This window comes from Christiangramia forsetii KT0803 (assembly GCF_000060345.1).
GTDB classification, from domain to species: Bacteria; Bacteroidota; Bacteroidia; order Flavobacteriales; family Flavobacteriaceae; genus Christiangramia; species Christiangramia forsetii.
The window spans coordinates 716136-733116 of sequence record NC_008571.1; the positions used below are offsets into that span (position 1 = coordinate 716136).

The window sequence follows — 16981 nt, forward strand, 5'->3', positions numbered from 1 at the left end:
AGGAATGATGGATTTTAAGAAAATTGATGCACCGGTAAACACTACTACTATTAACAAGAATAGAGTAGACGCTCCAACCGGAAATATTTATGAAGCGATCTCAATAGTTGCTAAGAGGGCAGGCCAGATAAATGGTGAGATAAAAAAAGAATTACTGGAGAAGCTTGATGAATTTGCTACTTACAATGATTCTCTAGATGAGATCTTTGAGAACAAGGAGCAGATCGAAGTTTCTAAATTTTACGAAAGATTGCCAAAGCCACAGTCGCTTGCAATCCAGGAGTGGTTAGAAGACAAGATCTACTACCGTAATACAAAAGAAGATATCGAAGAATAGAATCTGAATTCAAATATGTCTGTACTTAAAGGCAAGAATGTTTTATTGGGTATTACCGGTGGTATTGCCGCTTTTAAAACTGCCGCGTTAGTACGTTTATTTGTAAAAGCAGGAGCCAGCGTAAAAGTTGTTATGACGCCTGCTGCTAAAGAATTTATCACTCCGCTTACACTTTCCACACTTTCTAAGAATGAGGTTTTTTCTTCATTTACAGATGAGGAAGATGAAAATGCAAAATGGAATAATCATGTTGAACTCGGCCTTTGGGCCGAGTTCATGCTTATAGCCCCTGCTACCGCCAGTACACTTTCTAAAATGGCGTCGGGTAATAGCGATAATTTTTTACTGGCTACGTATCTTTCTGCTAAATGTCCTGTATTCTTTGCTCCGGCAATGGATCTGGATATGTATAAGCATCCTTCCACTAAAAACAGTTTTCAGAAACTTCAGGAATATAAAAATATTATGATTCCTGCAGGAGAAGGAGAGCTTGCCAGTGGTTTGCATGGAGAAGGAAGAATGGCCGAGCCGGAAAGCATCATCCGATTTATTGAAAATTTTTATTCTGAAAATCTGCCATTAAGGGGAAAAAAGATCCTTATTACGGCCGGACCCACATACGAAGCTATAGATCCTGTTCGTTTTATAGGAAATCATTCCAGTGGAAAAATGGGTTATGAAATAGCTGAAAGTGCAATGAAACTCGGTGCTGAAGTTACTTTAATATCCGGTCCCACTCATTTAAGTATTGATGAAAAAGGGATAAAATTGATTAGGGTGACCAGTACAAAAGAAATGTACGAGGCAGCTCATTCAAATTTTGATAATGCTGATGTTTTTATTTCTGCTGCTGCGGTTGCCGACTATAAACCGAAAACGGTAGCAAATCAGAAGATTAAAAAGAATGCTGATTCCCTAACTTTGGAATTGACCAAAACGGAGGATATTCTTGCAAGTTTAGGTGAAAAGAAGATAAATCAAAAGCTGGTTGGTTTTGCATTGGAGACGAACAATGAAATTGAAAACGCCAGAAAAAAGCTAAAAAAGAAGAATCTTGACTTTATTGTTTTAAATTCACTAAACGATAAGGGAGCTGGTTTTAAAAGCGATACTAATAAAATTAGTATTATTTACCCTGATAGGCAGAAAGATTTTAAACTTAAATCTAAGAAAGAAGTTGCCGAAGATATTTTAAAGGAAATTATAGAAATACTCGATGCGTAAGCTATTTACATTTATAATGATTTTTGCCGCATTGCAGCTAAGTACTGCACAGCAAATTAATTGTGAGATTATTGTAAATGCTGAACAGACAGGACAAACGAACCTTTCTGTTTTTAAAACCCTCGAGCGCGCTTTAAATGAGTTTGTGAATCAGACTACCTGGACAGATCAAAATTTTCAAAATCAGGAGCGTATTAGCTGTAGTATGTTTATTACCATTAATAGCTTTGAAGGAGAAAATTTTAATGGGACCATTCAGGTTCAATCTTCAAGACCTGTTTATGGCACTTCTATGATCACTCCCGTTTTTAATTTCAACGATGAACAACTTAGCTTTAGCTATAGGGAGTATCAGCCTCTTAATTATAGCCAGAATACATATACGTCTAATCTCGTTTCAGTAATATCCTTTTATGTCTATACCATTTTAGGGATGGATGCAGATACTTTTTCTCCGGAAGGTGGAACTGAATATTATGAAGAAGCGAATAGGATAGTAACCAATGCGCAACAAGGAAATTCCCAGGGCTGGAGAGGATCTGATGGCCAACGTTCAAGATTTAGGCTTAATACCGATCTTCTTGCCAATACGTATGCAGAATATAGAACTACGCTTTATAAATATCACCGTTTAGGTCTTGATGTGATGCACGAAGATGTCCTGACCGGAAAAAATACGGTTCTGGAAGCATTGAATGACCTGGAAGTGATGAATAATCGGCGTAACAATTCATTGCTGTTAAGAACATTCCTGGATTCCAAGGCAGAAGAAATTTCATCGATCTATTCCGGAGGACCGCCTGTAGAAGATAGCGCAGAGCTTATAGAAACCTTAAATAACATCGCGCCAAGATATGCCAGGAACTGGAGAAATATTCAGTAGGTATTTAGGTTGATTTCAATTTTTTTCTCACGTATATTTAGCACAAATTTTAACCAATTTGCTTACATCTCTATCCATAAAAAATTACGCACTCATTGAGGACATCAATATTGGTCTTCAGCCGGGATTTACAATTATAACAGGTGAGACCGGTGCAGGTAAATCTATAATGCTAGGTGCTTTAGGACTTCTGCTGGGAGATAGGGCCGATTTTAGTTCTATTCGGGACACCGATAAAAAATGCGTAATTGAAGGAACTTTTGGTATTTCAAATTATAAACTGGAGAGTTTTTTTAAAAAGGAAGATCTGGATTATGAGCAGCAAAGTATTATAAGAAGGGAGATCTTACCTTCCGGAAAATCGCGAGCTTTTATTAATGATACCCCGGTTAAGATTAACGCGCTTCAAAAACTGGGAACCTATCTTATAGATATTCATAGTCAGCATGAAACCCTGAGCCTTGGAAATGCCGATTATCAGTTTAATGTGATAGATACCATTGCTAAAAATGAAGCTATTATTCTTCAGTATCATAAAGAATTAAAAGAGTATAAGCAGCTGCTGAATCGGTTTGAAGAACTTAAAGAAGAACAGTCCCAGGCAGCGAAAGAATACGATTACAATTTATTTTTGCTGAATGAACTTGAAGAAGCCAATTTAAAAGATGGAATGCTGGAAGAATTGGAACAGCGGTATGAAGAATTAAACAATGTAGAAGAACTTACTGAAAATTTAAGCTCAACGATCAATTTACTGCAACAAGAAGAAATCGGTAGTCTGGAGAGTTTAAAGGCTATGAAAGCAAATTTATCCAAGATCACTAAGTTTTCTGCCAGTTATGAAAATTTCCATGAGCGAATTCAGAGTGTGATCATAGAATTAGATGATCTTGAAGCTGAAATGACCGATGCTCTCGAAAGTCTGGAAGCTAATCCTGAAGAATTAGAAATTGTAAATCAAAAACTTCAGGTAATCTATAATTTACAGAAGAAACATAATGCTGAAAATGTTGCTGAACTTCTGGAGATCACCAGTTCACTTCAGCAAAAAGTTTCGGTCACCGAAAATGCTGAATCTGCCCTAACTGAAATTCAGTCGGTTATTAAAGAACATGAGGAGATTCTTGGCGAAACCGCCGATAAGCTTCATCAAAATAGAGAAAAGATAATTCCTGCATTTATTGAACAAACCGAGCAGATTTTAAAAGATCTGGGTATGCCAAATGCACGATTAAATATAGAATTGGCGCAGGGAACCGAATTTCTTTCTAATGGTCGCGATAAATTGGAATGGTACCTGGCAGCCAACAAAGGAGGAAGCTTTAAAGAAATAAAAAAGGCTGCCTCAGGAGGAGAATTATCACGGATTATGCTTGCTGTAAAAAGTATACTTGCTGCTCAGAGTAATTTGCCCACGATTATTTTTGATGAGATAGATACAGGGGTTTCCGGAGAGATTGCCAAGAAGATGGGAGAGATCCTTAATAAAATGGGGAATAATATGCAGGTAATTGCAATAACCCACCTGCCTCAGATAGCTGGAAAAGGAGCCACTCATTTCAAGATCTTTAAAGAAGATAATGAGGTTGCTACTCAAACTAAAATTGTAAAGCTTGAAGAAAATGAGCGAATAGAAGAGTTAGCGCTTATGCTGGGCGGGAACACGAAAAGCGATTCGGCGAGGGCTCATGCGAAGGCTTTGCTTAATTAGTGAGAAGTGAGAAGTGAGAAGTGAGAAGTGAGAAGTGAGAAGTGAGAAGTGAGAAGTTTTAAAGAAAACTTTCTAATTTACGATTTAAATTTTATTTTCTGAATACTGAATACTGAATACTGAATACTGAATACTGAATACTGAATACTGAATACTGCCAACTGAATTCCAACAACTTTATTATATTTACAAGCTTAACAACCACAAAATATAAATTACATGTCATATAACCTGCTTAAAGGTAAAAGAGGAATAATTTTCGGAGCATTGGATGAAAATTCGATCGCCTGGAAAACTGCTGAAAAAGTTCATGAAGAAGGAGGAACATTTGTTCTAACAAATGCACCTATCGCCATGAGAATGGGAAGTATCAAAAACCTGGCTGAAAAGACCGGATCTGAAATCATTCCGGCTGATGCAACCAAGGTTGAAGATCTTGAAAACCTTGTAGAAAAGGCAGTGGAGATCCTTGGAGGAAAAATTGACTTCGTACTTCATTCTATTGGGATGTCTGTAAACGTGAGAAAAGGAAATCATTATACAGATATGAACTACGATTACACTACAAAAGGCTGGGATGTTTCTGCCGTTTCTTTTCACAAAACCATGCAGGTTCTTTACAAAAAGGACGCGATGAATGAGTGGGGAAGTATTGTAGCACTAAGTTATATGGCTGCTCAGAGAGTTTTTCCAGACTACAACGATATGGCAGATAATAAAGCATATTTGGAGTCCATTGCACGTAGTTTCGGATATTTCTTCGGAAAAGATAAAAAAGTAAGAGTAAATACCATTTCCCAGTCGCCAACACCTACTACTGCAGGGCAGGGGGTTAAAGGTTTTGATGGTTTTATCGCTTTCGCTGAAAAGATGTCTCCACTTGGAAATGCTACCGCTGAAGAATGTGCGAACTATACCCTTACATTATTCTCAGATCTTACTAAAAAAGTGACTTTGCAAAATCTTTTCCATGATGGTGGATTCTCGAATACGGGAGTGAGCCAGGAAGTGATGGAAGCATTTACAAAAGACGAAGAGTAATTATTTGAATTCATAGGCATTGAGAAATTCTAGTTCTTATGCCTTTTATCTGTCAAACTGAGCCTGTCGAAGTTTTTTTATCTATACGAATAGCTTTCGACAAGCTCAATCTGACATTTTGCGGTATGTGACTATCGACTTCGATTAAATAGATTTCAACAGTTTCTTTGATAACCTTATTCCATGAAACCAGAGTATTCCTTTATAGTTCCGGTTTATAACCGTCCCGATGAGATCAGGGAGTTGCTGGAAAGTATGAGGAAGCTAATTTCAATTAGATCTTTTGAAATCGTAATTGTAGAAGACGGTTCTAGTATAAGATCTAATGAAGTGGTAAGGCAGTTTTCTGAAGATCTCAATATCAGTTATTATTATAAGTCTAATTCAGGACCCGGCGATTCCCGGAATTACGGGATGAAAAAGGCAAAAGCCGATTATTATCTTATCCTGGATTCTGATGTGATCCTGCCGGAAAATTATCTGAAAGAAGTCCATAATTTCCTTGCGAACGACTACTGTGACTGCTTTGGAGGCCCGGATGCGGCCCACTCTTCCTTTAGCGATATTCAGAAAGCTATAGATTATACCATGACTTCATTTTTTACCACCGGTGGAATAAGAGGCGGATCGAGTAAGGGGTTTCAACCTCGCAGTTTTAATATGGGAATTAGCAAAGAGGCTTTTGAGGCCAGTAAAGGTTTTGGACAGATACATCCCGGTGAAGATCCTGATCTAAGCCTCCGGCTGAAAGACGCCGGGTTTAAAATATGCTTAATTCCTGAAGCTAAAGTATTTCATAAACGCAGAATAGACTGGGATAAATTCTACACGCAGGTTAATAAATTTGGCTTAGTGAGACCTATTTTAAATAAATGGCATCCAGGTTCTGGAAAGATCACTTACTGGTTTCCCACACTTTTTATGCTGGGATTCTTATTTTCCAGCCTCATGACGTTTACGGGAACCTGGTTCTTTATTAGCTGTTATTTAATTTATTTTTTAATTATTGGCATAGATGCTGCGATAAAAAATAAAAGTATTTATATTGGGTTACTCGCAATAAGAGCTGTATTTGTTCAGTTTTCTGGTTATGGAATTGGATTTTTAATTTCTACAATAAAAACAGAAATTATGAACAGGCAGCCAGAAAAAGAGTTTCCACAATTATTTTTTAAAAAAGATGTCGGTGCGTAGAAAACCAAGATTTAAAAAATCCAGTGTAAAAACATTCAGTTTTTTTCTGATTTTCTCTGCCATAGTGTGGGTGCTGGTGCAATTCTCTAAAACCTATACGCAGCTAATTGAAATCCCCGTAAATTATATTAATACCCCTTTAGATAAAAGTATTTCAGATGAACGTCCAAAGCATGTTGATCTGCAATTGCAGGATAATGGATTCAATATTTATTATTACAAAATATTCAATCCGCAGTTAAAGGTAGATCTTTCTAAAGCCAAGGAAACCGATAAAGAGTTAGTATATACCCTGCAAAATCACCTTTCAGAAATAGAGGAGCAACTAAAGATAGATTTTGAAAATTCCAGAATTATCCAGGAAGAGATCGTGGTGCCATTTCAATTCAAAAAGGAGAAAATGCTAAAGGTGATTCCTAATATAGAAGTGAATTATGCCGTAGGTTATTCTGCTGATAAGGCGGTAAAGTTAACCCCCGATTCCGTTAAAGTGAGCGGTCCGGAAAAAATAATTGATAGTTTGGTGAGTGTGCCAACGCAATCTATCAGGCTTAATAAGGTTAATACGAATCTTGATGGCAACATAGGGATTGATACTTCTGGCTACGGCCAGTTAAGCTTTTACGAAAACAGTGTGAAATTCACCCAGGAGGTAGAGAAGTTTACTGAAGGTAGCGTAGAGATTGCCATTGAAGTGGAAAACGTACCCAATAATTTAAATCTTGCCTATTTTCCAAAAACCGTAATTGTTTATTATCAGGTAAATTTGAAACAGTTTGAAAATGTCAGCGCCGCAGACTTTAGAGTTATTTGCAATTATCAGGATATTAAGAAAGGAGATGATTATATGATCGCGCAGATTGTTGAAAAACCCGGGTTTATTAATAGCATTAGATTAAATGAACGTAGGATCCAATTTGTTATCAAGCGATGAAAATAGTAGGTCTTACAGGAGGAATAGGTAGCGGTAAAACTACGGTTGCCGGTTTTTTTAAAGAATTGAATATTCCCGTATATATCGCTGACGAAGCAGGGAAAAGATTAATGAATACCTCTTCTGAAATTCGTAAGAAAATCATCGCCTTTTTTGGAGAGAGTGCCTACAGGGGTGATCATCCTGATCGAAAATTTATCGCTTCGAAAGTCTTCAACGATAAAGAACAACTTTCAAAACTGAATAATATTATACATCCCGCCGTGGAAGCAGATTTTAAGAATTGGCTTGAAACGCAATCTTCAGAATATGTAATCTATGAAGCCGCGATTTTATTTGAAACAGGAGGTTACGAGAAGTGCGATTTTAATATTCTGGTAACTGCTCCAAAAGAGATAAGAATTCAAAGACTTCAAAAACGTGATGATAGTTCTGTAAAGGAAATTGAGGAGCGTATGGACAATCAATGGAGCGATGAAAGAAAATCTCAAATGGCCGACTTCCTAATAAATAATGAAGAATTAGCTGAAACAAAACTACAGGTTGAGCATATTCATGATGAAATCTTAAAAGCAGGCAAAAATTGCTAGAAGTTTTGTTAACATTTGGTTAAACACTTTAAGCTCTAAATGTTAAAATCTTACTTTTGACCGCATGAATAAGAAGCTTTTTGTCCTTCTCGTTGCGCTAATGAGCTTGTCGTTAATCGGCATTATTTTCGTGCAGGGATATTGGATTAAGAGCACTATTGACGATAGAGAGGAGCAATTTTCTTATAATGCAAAGCAGGTTTTATTAAGTGTTTCTCAGGAAATTGAGAATCAGGAATTTGAAAATTATTATTTTCAATTCAAGAATACTGATAGTCTAAATAGTAAACTTAGCGACAGAACATTAACCGAATATTTTTATACCAGTAGAGATGAAAACAGGAATGAAACCTATTTCAATTCTGAAACAATTTTAGAAGAAGATTATAAAGTTTCTTCGGGATTCTTGCAATTCGCCCAGGATAGTATTCAGTTTACTAAAATGATTAATAAGCGGGTTACAGATATTGTTAGGAACAATCAACTGGACGGTGATAATTTAAGTGCGAGACAACGAATAGAGCATATTGAGAGGCTTTCAAGAATGGAAGAGGTAGAAAAAGATATTCTGCGTTCTGCCATTTCAGAATTAGTAGTGCGACTACCGCTTCATAAAAGGGTTTCTGAAGAGGTTATAAATGAACTGATAGGTAAGGAGCTGGAAGAAAGAAATCTTGAGTCAGCTTTTGAGTTTGGGGTATATCATAATTCTATAGCCACAAATGTATATTCTGATAATTTTAGCCTGAACCATCCGGCTACCTATGCTGTTCCTTTGTTTATGAATAACGCAGGAAATAGTGGTTACCAGTTGCTGGTTAATTTTACAGATAAGAAAGAGGAAGTTTTGTCATCTGTAATTTTAATGGCTTCACTGTCTATCATTTTTACTTTGATCATTGTGATCGCATATTCAAGTGCACTTTCGCAACTAATCAAACAAAGACAGATATCACAGATAAAAACAGACTTTATTAATAATATGACGCATGAGTTTAAAACTCCCATTGCAACCATTAATCTGGCACTGGATGCGATTAAGAACCCAAAGGTCATAGAAGACAGGTCTAAAGTTTCTCGTTATCTGCAGATGATAAGGGATGAAAATAAAAGAATGCACGCCCAGGTAGAGAACGTTTTAAGAATCTCTAAATTGGAAAAAAATGAACTGGATCTTAAGAAGGAAAGACATCAGTTACATGATATTATTAATGATGCTGTTTCGCATGTTGAATTAATTGTGGAAGATCGTGGCGGGTATGTGCAAACACATTTTGGAGCATTGCGCTCTTCAGTATTGGCGAATCAGGATCATTTTACCAATGTGATCGTAAATATTCTTGATAATGCTGTAAAATATTCTGAAGAGGCTCCTAAAATTGATATTTACACCACGAATGTAAAGAATTATATTATTTGTGAAATAAGGGATCAGGGAGTTGGAATGACTAAACTGGTTCAGAAAAAAATATTTGAAAAATTTTATCGTGAGCATACAGGCGATATTCATAATGTAAAAGGTCATGGACTAGGTTTGGCGTATGCACGCCAGATAGTAGAAGACCATCATGCTGAAATCACTGTTACTAGCGAAAAGGCAAAAGGAAGTACTTTTATAATTAAACTACCACTAATATCTTAAACATATGGAAACTGAAAACAAGAAAATTTTATTAGTAGAGGATGATCCAAACTTTGGAACGGTCCTAAAAGATTACCTGGCAATGAATGATTACGAGGTAACACACGCCAAGAACGGAATGGAAGGATTTGAAAAGTTTAAAAAAGACGATTTTGATCTTTGTATTCTTGATGTAATGATGCCTTATAAGGATGGATTTACATTAGCCAAAGAAATTCGTGAAAAGAACGAAGAAATCCCGATCATCTTCCTTACAGCGAAAGCGATGAAAGAAGACGTATTGAAAGGATACAAGGTGGGTGCAGATGATTACCTTAATAAACCTTTTGATAGTGAAGTTCTTTTAATGAAGATCAAGGCGATCATGCAGCGTAAAGCTACAGATAGCGTGGCAGACTCTAAACAATTTGAATTTGAGATTGGTGATTTCCACCTGAATTCAAAACTGAGGTTTCTTACTTTTAGAGATGAGGAGCCGCAAAAACTATCTCCTAAAGAGAATGAATTATTGAGATTACTGGCATTACACGAGAATGATCTAATGCCAAGAGAATTGGCGCTTACCAAGATCTGGAGAGATGATAATTATTTCACTTCCAGAAGTATGGACGTGTATATCGCTAAACTTAGAAAATACCTGAAAAAAGACGAAAATGTGGAGATCTTGAATATCCACGGTGAAGGTTTCAGACTTGTAGTGAAGAACAAGGAAGAAAGCGGAGCATAGTAAATTTTTCAGTTTCCGGGATTTACTGCATCATGGTTCTCTCCATGATGCGGTAGCCTATCTCGTATAATTTTCCCGGTTAAACTTACTTTCCAGACTCTTTGAGAGTCAAAAACCGTAATCTTAGCATAATATTAAGATCGGTTTTCTTACAATACCTATCTTTACGGCATTCCATAAAATGCCCAAATTTGATAAGTGCAGCCGAAATATGTAATTTGAGGACTTCTTCTCTTAAGAAGACCTGCGCTTTTTTATTCCTGTTTCTCTTTTTTTTTCTAAATGGTTTTGGGCAGGAACCCAACTACACACATGATGCCCCTAATTCTAGAAATTTAGATTTCTTTACAGTAACTATAGCAGATGCATTTAATCCTCAAGCTAAACTTGATAGATTAATAATTTCTGTAGATACAAATCCAGAAGGAGAACGATTTGTTTTGACTTTTGGTAACGGAATTAAAAGAGTTGGAGATAATGATGGCTTAATTGATTTTATTCCAAACCAAAATAATCGTTTAAGTAATCCCTTAGATTTTGCTATTAATAGCGAAGGAAAATTTTTTGTTGCAACCAATGAAAGTAATAGGAGGTTTATTAGAGTCTATTCTCCACAAGGAGTTTATCTACCTAATGAGGAATTAGGTAATGGCGATTATGGTTCATCTGGAGCAAATCGCTTTAAAGGCCCCACTGGACTAACTTTTGATAAAGAAGATAATCTTTATGTGGCAGATCATTATATCGGAAATGCTGATCCTCCAAGACCAAGTTCGATAAAAATTTTTAGAAAGGATGCAGTAGGAAGTTATAAGAACAATCTAATAAATGAATTTGACAATGTTCAGGGAACTCTCTTAAATTCCCCTTACAGATTAGCTGTTGATAGCCAGGGTAATCTGTATATGGCAGAACTGGGGCAAAACAACAACGCAAGTATTAAGATTTTAGAATTTGATGATAGTTTTAATCCTACTCAAATTGGAGAAATTAATGGAAATGAAATTGGATCACCGGGAAGTATTGTTATTGATAAGTTTGATAATATTTTTGTTGCAGATTTCGGTGATGATATAAATTTAGCAAGAGTTTTGGAAGCCACCGATGATGTTGATGAATTTTATGAAGTTTTTGAAATTATTAAAGAGGGAATTGAAAACAATATATTCAATATTAATGTTTATAATCCCAATAATACTTTTCGATCAAAAATTTCATCACGAATTGATTTTCCAGTAGACCTTGCTATTTCAAATTGCGGAACTTTATATGTAAACAATACTATTTTTGAGGGAAGGATTACTAGTTTTTTTGGTCAAAGAATCCCTGATATTAGCATTGATTTTGATTTGGAAGCATATCAACGTTCTCCAGGTTATGATACGGAAGTGCCCGTCCTAGTTTCTTGTACAGAAGATCAAGAAGAAAGTATAAGCAATGGTGCTTTTATATTACAAGATTATACCAACTTACCTGAGTTTACAGATAATTGTGATGATGATCTTGAATTTATTCAGGATCCACCAGAAAATACATCAATAACAGAAACCACAGAAGTTTCAATTATCGCAATAGACGACAGTGGTAATGAATCAGAAGCTTGTATCTTTCAGGTTATTATCGACCAAGAAGAAGATATTCCCCCTGTTTTTGAGAATTGCCCTTCAAATATTGTGGAAAATAATGATCCCGGTGAATGTGGTGCGGTGGTCACTTTTGCCACTCCAACTGCTACCGATGAAAATAGAGATGTTTCCGTAGAAAGAATAGATGAAACAGATTTGAATTCAGGAGATGAATTTCCGGTAGGAGTAACCACTATTATTTTTCAGGCAGATGATAGGGTCAACGATCCTGTTACCTGTAGTTTTACGATAACTGTAGAAGATACCGAAGATCCTGAAATTGTCGATTGTCCGCAAGATATAACCGAAACTTACGATCCCGAAGAAGGTTATGAAGTCCCAGATTTCACTAACCAGATCCAAGCTAGCGATAATTGTACTACTACTGGAAATTTGTTAATTACTCAAAATCCTGCAGAAGGTGAGATTATATTTAGCAGCCAGACAATAATTTTAACAGTTGAAGATGCTGAACAGAATGCTACTAACTGTGATTTTCAGTTAACTCTTCAGGAAGAGCAGGAACCTACTTTTACCTGTCCAGATCCAGAGCAAAGAACGGTTATAGAACTTGATGAAAACTGCGAATTTGAGGATCCCGATTATCGGGAAAGAGTCACTAATTTTCAAGCTTTTAAAAATGAACCGGTTTTGGAGCAAAGCTCGGTTAGAAATGGAAATATTCTTAATATAACTATTACTGTTTTTGATGGAGCGGAAGAAGTTGGAGCATGTAATTTTCCCGTAAACCTTGAAGATCAAACACCGCCGAGCGTTAATTGTCCGCCCACGATTAGCGTTCCTTATACTGATACAAAGGAATATGTGGTGGAAGACTATTATTCAGAATTACAAATTTCAGATAACTGCTCTACTATTTTTGAATATAGTCAGGAACCAACACCGGGTACCGTAATTAATAACGATACCATTGTTGAATTTACAGTAACAGACGAAAATGAAAATCAAAGTGGATGTAGTTTCAATATAGAATTTTATAAAGAAACCGAACTTCAAATTCTTAACTGTCCGGGAGAGCAAACTATTGAAGTAGATACTAATTGCAGTTATCTCACTCCTGATATTGAATCAATAATAGAAACAAATATTGAAGGTGCTGAAATTAGCCAAAGTATTGCACCAGGATTTGAAATAAACGGTTCCACAATATTAACAATTACTGCAAAATTTGAAGATCAAATAGATACCTGTGAAGTTCGATTAATCGCTCAGGATAATATGGCGCCCACAATTATCTGTCCCGGAGATCAGTTTGTTACTCCAGATGAAAATGGGGAGTTTAGTCTTCCAAATTATGCACTGCAGGCAATATATGATGATAATTGTTTTATCGCTAAAATTGATCAATTTCCAAATGTAGGATCTATTGAAACCGAAAGCACCCAAGTAACAATTACGGTTACAGATAGTTCTAACAATGAGACCAGTTGTAGTTTCATGGTAAATTTTGAAGATATCCCAGAAAAACCTTTTGAATGTAAAAATTCCATTAGTTTTAGGCTGGGTGCAGATGATATAAGAACCATAGAACCTGAAGACTTATTGAATATTACCGGGGACGCTTCAGAACTGAACAACTATGCTTTTACATTAAGCAGGGGAACTTTTGGTTGTGAAGATATAACCGGTCAGATTCCCGTTATAGTAACCTATACGGGACCAGTAAATGGTTCGTGCACCGTGAATGTGGATATTAACGAACAGGTAAAACCTGTGATTAATTGTCCGCAGGAGACACTTCAGGTTTTTTACCAATTTCCGGGAGAATATAAGCTGCCAGATTATTCGAGTATTTTCGATATTAGTGATAATTGCACCCCATCTTCAGAACTTGAATTTGAACAAACCCCAGAACCTGGTACTACTTATATTGAAGAAGACGAAGTTCCGGTAACACTAAAAGTGACCGATAATAATGGGAATGAAACAGTTTGCTCTTTTACCATTAACCTTACTCATACCGAAGAATATCAGCCACCAGTGGTGCTGGACGACATGTATATTACCCTTATAAACACTACGCTTAGTGTCGATGCTCCAGGGGTTTTAGCAAACGATTCAGATCCTAACGGTGATTCGCTGAGTGCAATTGTAGAACAGGAACCTTCAAACGGAACCCTGACTTTAAATCAGGATGGATCTTTTGTCTATATTCCTAATCCTGATTTTGAGGGGCAGGATACATTCACCTATTATGCTACTGACGGTGAGGGTGAAGGAGTGGCCACCGTGACTATTAATGTGATAGAAGAAACACAGGGAAATGTTCGTCCTGTTGCTGTAGATGATGAATATACTATCTTACAAGGTGAAGAGCTGATTGTATCAGCACCAGGAATCCTTGAAAATGATTTTGATGTAAATGGAGATTCGCTCACTTCCAGAGTGACCAGCGGTACTCCTGGTCAGGGCGAGTTTGTTTTTGATCCTGATGGTTCTTTTACCTATGTGCCAGAACCTGGATTTGTGGGGACTGCCAGTTTTACTTATACTGCAAGCGATGGAGTATTTGAGTCTGAACCTGCTACCGTAATTGTAAATATTTTGCCTAAAAATGGTTTTAACTTTGAATGTTTAGAGACTCTAACCATAGGGCTGGATGAAAATGCGGTGGTGGGTATACAGGCCAGTGAACTTTATAGTGGAAATACAGCCGGAGTCACTTTCAGTATTTCAAAAGAGGAATTTACCTGTGACGATATAGGGGTGAACGCCGTGAGATTGAGTTATGAGAAGGATGGGGAAGAAGGCTTTTGCGATATCCAGGTGATCATTCAAGATAAAATCGCACCGGTACTCCAATTAAACGATATTAGTATAGAGCTTAATAATCAGGCTACCGCATCCATTGATTTTGAGGATATAGACAGCGGGTCTTTTGATAATTGTGATTCCGAGGTTTCTTATACGCTGAGTAAATCTACTTTTTCCTGTAAAGAATTAGGTTCTAATATAGTGCAGGTTCTGGCTGAAGATAGCAGTGGAAATACCTCTTCGGCAACCGCGACAATTACGGTGATTGATACTACGGGTGTTTGTGAGGATCCTATTCTAGAAGGATCGGAATATATCTTTATTTACCCTAATCCAAACAACGGAAATTTCAAAATTGCAACACCTGCAGATATTAGCATTTCAAGAATAGAAGTTTTTGATAATCGCGGTAGATTTATCGCAGCGAAAGATTTTGAGAGTACTATTTTAGAATACGCCATGAATATTAGGCCTTTACAGGAAGGTGTATATATTCTGAAAATTGTGACCAACGAAGAAACGCTGACTAAAAGATTTATCTTTAAGTATTAATCTTTGATTCAATATAATCAAAGATATTTTTTGAATTTTCATCAAACTCAAACCATTTAATTTCAGGATCTTTTCTAAACCAGGTGAGTTGTCTTTTGGCAAATCTGCGGGTATTCTTTTTAATTTCTGAAATTGCCGTTTCCAGATCTGTCTTTCCATCAAAAAAGCTGAATAATTCTTTATAACCAACCGTATTCAATGCGTTTAATTCTTTTTGTGGATAAAGTTCCCTGGCTTCTTCGATCAACCCATTCCGGATCATTAGATCTACCCGCTTATTAATGCGATCATAGATCATTTCCCTATCTGCCATCAAGCCTATAGTGATATTTTTAAAGTTACGTTCAGGTTTTTTCTGGTTTAGAAACGAAGAGAAAGGTTTTCCTGTTTCGATACAAATTTCTAAAGCTCTGATAAGACGATGCGGATTCATGACATCGGCAGTTTTATAATACTCTGGATCCAGGACATAAAGTTTTTTCTGCAACCAGTCAATTCCATCTTCTTCCAGATGTTGGTTGAGGTTTCTTCTAATTTCAGGATCCACCTTTGGAAAATCGTCAAGACCTTCAGTAATTGCTTTTATATAGAGTCCGCTGCCACCAACCATTACCGCTACTTTATGCTTGTTAAAAAGCTCTTTTAGCTTCAGAATGGCGTCTTTTTCAAAATCTCCTACAGAGTACGCATCTGCTATAGAGATATGCTGAATAAAATGATGGGTGGCGGCTGCTAGTTCATCTTTATCCGGAACTGCCGTACCAATCTTCATTTCCTTAAAAAACTGTCTGGAATCGGCTGAAATAATTTCAGTAATAAAATGCCTGGCTACTTTTATGGAAAGCGATGTTTTTCCAATGGCGGTGGGTCCAATTATATTAATAAGATAATTAGACATTTAATTTGTATCCGCAGTTATGACAGAATTCGGCATCATCAAGATGTCTTCCTTCATTGCAATTTGGGCAGGCCTGAGTATTATTAATAGGTTTATCTACAGCCTTGCTAAATTCTGCACTTACAATTCCGGTAGGTACTGCGATAATTCCATAACCCGTAATCATGATTAGAGAGGCTATAAGGCGTCCCAAAGGGGTAACAGGTGCAATATCGCCAAAACCAACGGTAGTGAGTGTTACGATGCACCAGTAGATGCTTAGAGGGATATTATCAAATCCCGCACCGCTACCTTCAACAAGATGCATTAGGGTGCCGGCAATAACACAGATAATTAGAACAGCGAAGAGAAAAACCAGAATTTTGGCTTTGCTATTTTTTAGTGCAGAAATCAATTTTCGTGATTCCCCAATATATCTTGTGACTTTCAAAATTCGGAAAACCCTGAGAAGTCTTAAAGCCCTGATTGCAAAAAGTAGGTTGGCACCCCCAAAAATGAAACCTATATAGCTTGGTAAAGTAGAAAGAAGGTCAACAATTCCATAAAAACTAAAAATATATCGTTTAGGTTTGTTAATCGCAATGAGCCTTAGAATATATTCCACAGTAAATATTCCGGTAATAATCCATTCAGCTACATAAAATTCCCAGGAATATTTTAGCAACATCCAGGAAACACTTTCCATCATTACCAGGGCCACACTAATAATGATAACCACCAGAATAGCGATATCAAAGAATTTACCAGCAGGCGTATCTGCTTCATAAATTACTTCATGAAGTTTGTGTTTCCAGGTCGGGATTGGTTTGTCGTTCTCCTTCAAATTGAAATAAATGGGATTATCAAAT

13 protein-coding genes are annotated in these 16981 nt (G+C 36.6%); 11 read left to right on the plus strand and 2 right to left on the minus strand.

Annotated elements, in window-relative coordinates; genetic code table 11:
• The first annotated feature begins 7 nt into the window (after nt 1-7).
• The 11 genes from GFO_RS03090 to GFO_RS03140 all read left to right on the plus strand — a co-directional run bounded on the left by GFO_RS03090 (nt 8) and on the right by GFO_RS03140 (nt 15235).
• The gene (locus GFO_RS03090; protein WP_041249986.1) at nt 8-337 is read left to right on the plus strand and encodes a DNA-directed RNA polymerase subunit omega; all 330 of its coding nucleotides are present in this window, start codon (nt 8-10) and stop codon (nt 335-337) included.
• Nucleotides 338-352: 15 nt separating this feature from the next.
• On the plus strand, nt 353-1561 hold the full coding sequence (coaBC, locus tag GFO_RS03095; protein ID WP_011708565.1) for a bifunctional phosphopantothenoylcysteine decarboxylase/phosphopantothenate--cysteine ligase CoaBC: 1209 nt from the start codon (nt 353-355) through the stop codon (nt 1559-1561).
• Complete coding sequence (gene porD / locus GFO_RS03100) at nt 1554-2444, plus strand: type IX secretion system protein PorD (protein WP_011708566.1); 891 nt, start codon at nt 1554-1556, stop codon at nt 2442-2444. The genes coaBC and porD overlap by 8 nt, the downstream gene beginning before the upstream one ends.
• Before the next feature lie 58 nt (nt 2445-2502).
• On the plus strand, nt 2503-4155 hold the full coding sequence (recN, locus tag GFO_RS03105; RefSeq protein ID WP_011708567.1) for a DNA repair protein RecN: 1653 nt from the start codon (nt 2503-2505) through the stop codon (nt 4153-4155).
• Nucleotides 4156-4374: 219 nt separating this feature from the next.
• Nucleotides 4375-5196, plus strand: a complete 822-nt coding sequence (locus GFO_RS03110; RefSeq protein ID WP_011708568.1) for an enoyl-ACP reductase FabI — start codon at nt 4375-4377, stop codon at nt 5194-5196.
• A gap of 183 nt (nt 5197-5379) precedes the next feature.
• The gene (locus GFO_RS03115; protein ID WP_011708569.1) at nt 5380-6390 is read left to right on the plus strand and encodes a glycosyltransferase family 2 protein; all 1011 of its coding nucleotides are present in this window, start codon (nt 5380-5382) and stop codon (nt 6388-6390) included.
• Nucleotides 6377-7324, plus strand: a complete 948-nt coding sequence (locus tag GFO_RS03120; protein ID WP_011708570.1) for a YbbR-like domain-containing protein — start codon at nt 6377-6379, stop codon at nt 7322-7324. Before GFO_RS03115 ends, GFO_RS03120 begins: the two co-directional genes overlap by 14 nt.
• A complete protein-coding gene (gene coaE, locus GFO_RS03125) occupies nt 7321-7914 on the plus strand; it encodes a dephospho-CoA kinase (RefSeq protein WP_011708571.1) in 594 nt (197 codons plus the stop codon). The genes GFO_RS03120 and coaE overlap by 4 nt, the downstream gene beginning before the upstream one ends.
• 64 nt (nt 7915-7978) lie before the next feature.
• Complete coding sequence (locus tag GFO_RS03130; RefSeq protein ID WP_011708572.1) at nt 7979-9556, plus strand: sensor histidine kinase; 1578 nt, start codon at nt 7979-7981, stop codon at nt 9554-9556.
• Nucleotides 9557-9560: 4 nt separating this feature from the next.
• Nucleotides 9561-10283 carry a response regulator transcription factor gene (locus GFO_RS03135; RefSeq protein ID WP_011708573.1) on the plus strand — a complete coding sequence of 241 codons (723 nt, stop codon included), beginning with the start codon at nt 9561-9563 and terminating at the stop codon, nt 10281-10283.
• 218 nt (nt 10284-10501) lie between these two features.
• Nucleotides 10502-15235 carry an Ig-like domain-containing protein gene (locus tag GFO_RS03140; RefSeq protein ID WP_229664761.1) on the plus strand — a complete coding sequence of 1578 codons (4734 nt, stop codon included), beginning with the start codon at nt 10502-10504 and terminating at the stop codon, nt 15233-15235.
• Here GFO_RS03140 and miaA read toward each other — a convergent pair.
• Together miaA and GFO_RS03150 are read right to left on the minus strand one after the other, a co-directional pair.
• Nucleotides 15225-16133 carry a tRNA (adenosine(37)-N6)-dimethylallyltransferase MiaA gene (gene miaA, locus GFO_RS03145; RefSeq protein ID WP_011708575.1) on the minus strand — a complete coding sequence of 303 codons (909 nt, stop codon included), beginning with the start codon at nt 16131-16133 and terminating at the stop codon, nt 15225-15227. The two genes, GFO_RS03140 and miaA, sit on opposite strands and share 11 nt — an antisense overlap.
• Nucleotides 16126-16956: an ion transporter gene (locus GFO_RS03150; RefSeq protein WP_011708576.1), complete on the minus strand. Its 831-nt coding sequence runs from the start codon at nt 16954-16956 to the stop codon at nt 16126-16128. Before GFO_RS03150 ends, miaA begins: the two co-directional genes overlap by 8 nt.
• Nucleotides 16957-16981: the final 25 nt, after the last annotated feature.